Origin of the sequence: Accumulibacter sp. (genome assembly GCF_016789985.1) — a bacterium.
GTDB lineage: Bacteria > Pseudomonadota > Gammaproteobacteria > Burkholderiales > Rhodocyclaceae > Accumulibacter.
Window position 1 is genome coordinate 1 of record NZ_JAEUOL010000061.1, and the last position, 3,724, is coordinate 3,724.

Consider the following 3,724-nt stretch of genomic DNA (forward strand, 5'->3'; position numbering starts at 1 on the left):
GATGGTCACCTTGGTGGACACCAGCGTGCCGCGCGCGCCGGCCAGGCGGGAGTAATTCTTGATCGGGCTGCAGACCAGCACGGCATTGGGAATCGTCACTTCCTCGTTGCGCATGTTGATGATCTTGGTCGACAGGGCGCCCACCTCGCTGACCACGCCGACGGTCTCGCCGAGGTCGACGAAGTCGCCGACCGAAAGCGCGCGCGAATAGACCAGCACGAGACCACTCATCAACTGGTTGACGATGCCCGCCGAGCCAAGCGTCAGCATGAAGCCGAACATCACCGAGAGGCCCTTGAAGGCGTCGCTGTCGGACATCGGAATGAAGGGATAGGCAATGGCAATGCCCAGGCCCCAGACCAGAATGGTGCAGATCCGGTGCGTCGCGTTCACCGTCTCGGCGTGCAGGCCGGGTACCTGGACCCGCCCCGCACGGGCGGCCTTGAAGAAATTGCCGAGCGCGTCATTGAAGGCTTTGGTCAGGAACAGGATGACCACCGCCGTGGTCAGCGCCGGGATGGCCTCGATGATTCCCGTTCCGAGGGTGGTGAGCAGCCCGAACAGAAAGTCGGTGAGACGCTCGCCGAGCGGCTCGGTGAGCGGGAAGCGCGCCAGTACGAAGCTCAGCCAGAGGTAGGCGACGCTCAGCCAGAGGAAGCCCATGACCAGTTGAGCCACCCGCTGGACCAGCAGCCAGGCGTGGCGCGCCCAGCGAAAGCCGGTTGACTCCGGGTGCGCCTCGATCACCTCCTGAAAGTGCTGGACCATGAACGCGGTTGCCCGACGAATCAGCCAGAGCGCGGCCAGGCCGATCGCGGTTGCCAGCAGCGAGAGACCGACTCCTTTCAGCAGCACCAGCGGACGACGCTGCTCGCCGACCGCGCGCAGCGCGCTGGCGAGTTCGTCGGCGGTCCGTTTGGCCACCTCCTCGAGCGAGAGCTGCTCCTCCGGGTCGAGATCGCCGTCCAGGACGTTGAACAGTACCGACTCGCCAATATGCAGATTGATTCCGCGCCGGCCGTCGATCAAGAACGGTGTTTGCTCGATGGGTCGTTCCATCTGGGCGGGTGAAAGTGCGTCGATCCGGCTCGATGCGCGACGCATGCGATGCTCGGGGAGCGCGCCGACGTAGGTCGAGCGGAAGGTGAAGATCGGCCGGAAGTGATAGTACAGGGTCGCCTCGGGCGGCCGTGCCGTCTCGCTGGCCAGGACGGACGTCGTGGCACCCGCCAGGAAGAGGCATCCCGCCAGCCACAACAGCAACCAGGGGGCAGACAGGCGAGCGAGTGGAGGGGTCGCGGTCATCGTCAAATCCGGTCCATAGGGAAGATAGCGCCGGATTATAGCGGGCGAAGTGCTGCGCCGGGCTGGCGGCGACCACTAGCGCGGCAGCTTCTCGTACTGTGTGACGATGCTTTCCATGGTTTCGAGAATCCGCTCGCTGGTCGTGGCGACCGTCGTCGCGCGCCGCTTGCTGCTGTCGGGCGGCTGGCCGAGCGCGTTCTCGAAAAACAACCACTGTTGCCGGACGAGTTCAAGGTCGTCGCGCAGCGCCGGCGTGTTGCCCGGTGCGGCGCCGAGTTCGCTCAGCGCGGCCGAGAACTCGCGGCGCGCCTGGTCGATCTGCGCTCCGGCCTGTTCGACCCCGACCTGCCAGGCGGTGGCCTGGTAGAACTTGGCCATGCGCTGCGAGAGCATGCGCTGGCGGCCGGCGATGTTCACCAGGCGGGCGGTGGCGGTGGTCGAGCGGCTCTCGAGCTGTTGCGTACCCTGCTGCGCCAGGCTCAGCGCCTCGTCCGACAGGGCCAGGATGCGGGCGCCTTCCGCCTGATTCGGGACGGCGGTGGTCAGTGCCGAGCGATACACCTGCCACAGCTTGTCAAGCTTCAGGTAGGTTTCCCGGATCTCGGGTGCGGGTGCGTAGGTTTTCAGTTCGGCGAGCTGCCTGTCGAACAGGCCGACCGAGCTGTCGAGGATTCGTCGCGAACGGTCGGTGTCGACGCCCAGACCGATCTGGAAATAGGCCTTGGCCATGCGCTGCGACAGCATGCGCTGGCGGCCGGCCTTGTTGATCGCCGAATTGAGGTCGCTGATCTGTGCCTGGGCAATGGGGAGCAGAGAGAAAAGCAGCAGGGCCAGGAGGACCCGGCCCACTGAAACCGGCTTCAACATGATGCTTCGAGGCTCCACTCCTCGGCCGAAGCCTGGGCGGGCGGTCGGCGGGTACGAAACCAGAGAAGTCTAAGGCAGAGCCGCGAGCCGGCGTGATGATCCAGGTCAACCCTGCCGCAGATAGGCCGGCCCGCGCTCAGGCAGTGCCGCCGACGGTCAGGCCATCGATGCGCAAGGTTGGCTGACCGACGCCGACCGGCACGCTTTGCCCTTCCTTGCCGCAGGTGCCGACACCCGGATCGAGGCGCAGGTCGTTGCCGATCATCGATACCTGGGTCATCGCTTCGGGTCCGCTGCCGATCAGGGTCGCACCCTTGACCGGCGTGGTCACCTTGCCGTCCTCGATCAGGTAGGCCTCGGACATCGAGAAGACGAACTTGCCGTTGGTGATGTCGACCTGTCCGCCGCCGAAATTGACCGCGTAAATCCCTTTCCTGACCGATCTGATGATTTCCTCGGCGCTGCGCTCGCCGTTCTGCAGCGTGGTGTTGGTCATGCGCGGCAGCGGCAGGTGCGCGAATGACTCGCGGCGACCGTTGCCGGTCGGGGCGACGCCCATCAGACGCGCGTTCAGACTGTCCTGCATGTAGCCCTTGAGGATGCCGTTTTCGATCAACACCGTGCGCTGCGTCGGATTGCCCTCGTCGTCGATGTTCAGCGAACCGCGCCGCTCGGCGAGTGTACCGTCGTCGATCACGGTGACGCCCGGCGCGGCGACGCGGCTGCCGATACGGCCGGCAAAGGTCGAACTGCCCTTGCGGTTGAAGTCGCCCTCCAGGCCATGGCCGACCGCCTCGTGCAGCAGGATGCCGGGCCAGCCGGCTCCGAGCACGACGGTCATGGTGCCGGCCGGCGCCGGTCGCGCCGCGAGGTTGGTCACCGCCTGGTGCACCGCTTCGCGCGCGTAACCCTGCAGCACCTGATCGGTGAAACAAGCGTAATCGGTCCGTCCGCCGCCGCCGGCCGACCCCTGTTCGCGCTGCCCGTTCTGTTCGACGATGACGGTCAGCGAGAGCCGCACCAGCGGGCGAATGTCGGCGGCCAGCCGGCCATCGCTGCCGGCCACCAGGATCACCTCGTACTCTCCCGCGAGGTGCGCCATAACCTGCGTGACCCGTGTGTCCGCGGCGCGCGCCAGCGCCTCCAGTCGTTCGAGCAGCCTGACCTTGCTGGCCGCGTCGAGCGAGGCGAGGGGATCGTGCGGCACGTAGAGGTGATGGCCGGTGCTGCGCTTGAACGCCGGAACCTGTCGCTCCTGACCGGCGCCGGCGATTGCCCGCACCGCTGCGGCGGCATCGCCGAGCGCCTCGCTGCTGATGTCGTCGGAATAAGCGAAGGCGGTCTTCTCACCCGACAGGGCGCGCACACCGACTCCTTCGTCGATACTGAAGCTGCCTCCCTTGACGATGCCCTCCTCGAGGCTCCAGGCTTCGGAGCGGCTGTACTGAAAGTAGAGGTCGGCATAATCGACCTGATGCGCCATGATCTTGCCGAACACCGGCGTGAGGTCTGCGACATCGAGGCCGTAGGGTGTGAGCAGGGTCTTGCGGGC

The 3,724-nt window shown here is 66.2% G+C and carries 3 protein-coding genes; all 3 read right to left on the reverse strand.

Annotation, left to right across the window (positions count from 1 at the left end):
* Window positions 1-1,305: mechanosensitive ion channel domain-containing protein (locus tag JNK99_RS03650; protein WP_291848761.1), on the reverse strand; the 1,305-nt coding region annotated here is incomplete at its 3' end.
* Window positions 1,306-1,380: 75 nt separating this feature from the next.
* A complete protein-coding gene (locus JNK99_RS03655) occupies window positions 1,381-2,172 on the reverse strand; it encodes a type IV pili methyl-accepting chemotaxis transducer N-terminal domain-containing protein (protein WP_291848764.1) in 792 nt (263 codons plus the stop codon).
* 136 nt (window positions 2,173-2,308) lie between these two features.
* Window positions 2,309-3,724, reverse strand: a 1,416-nt coding sequence (tldD, locus tag JNK99_RS03660) for a metalloprotease TldD (RefSeq protein ID WP_291848767.1), incomplete at its 5' end; no start/stop codon positions are given.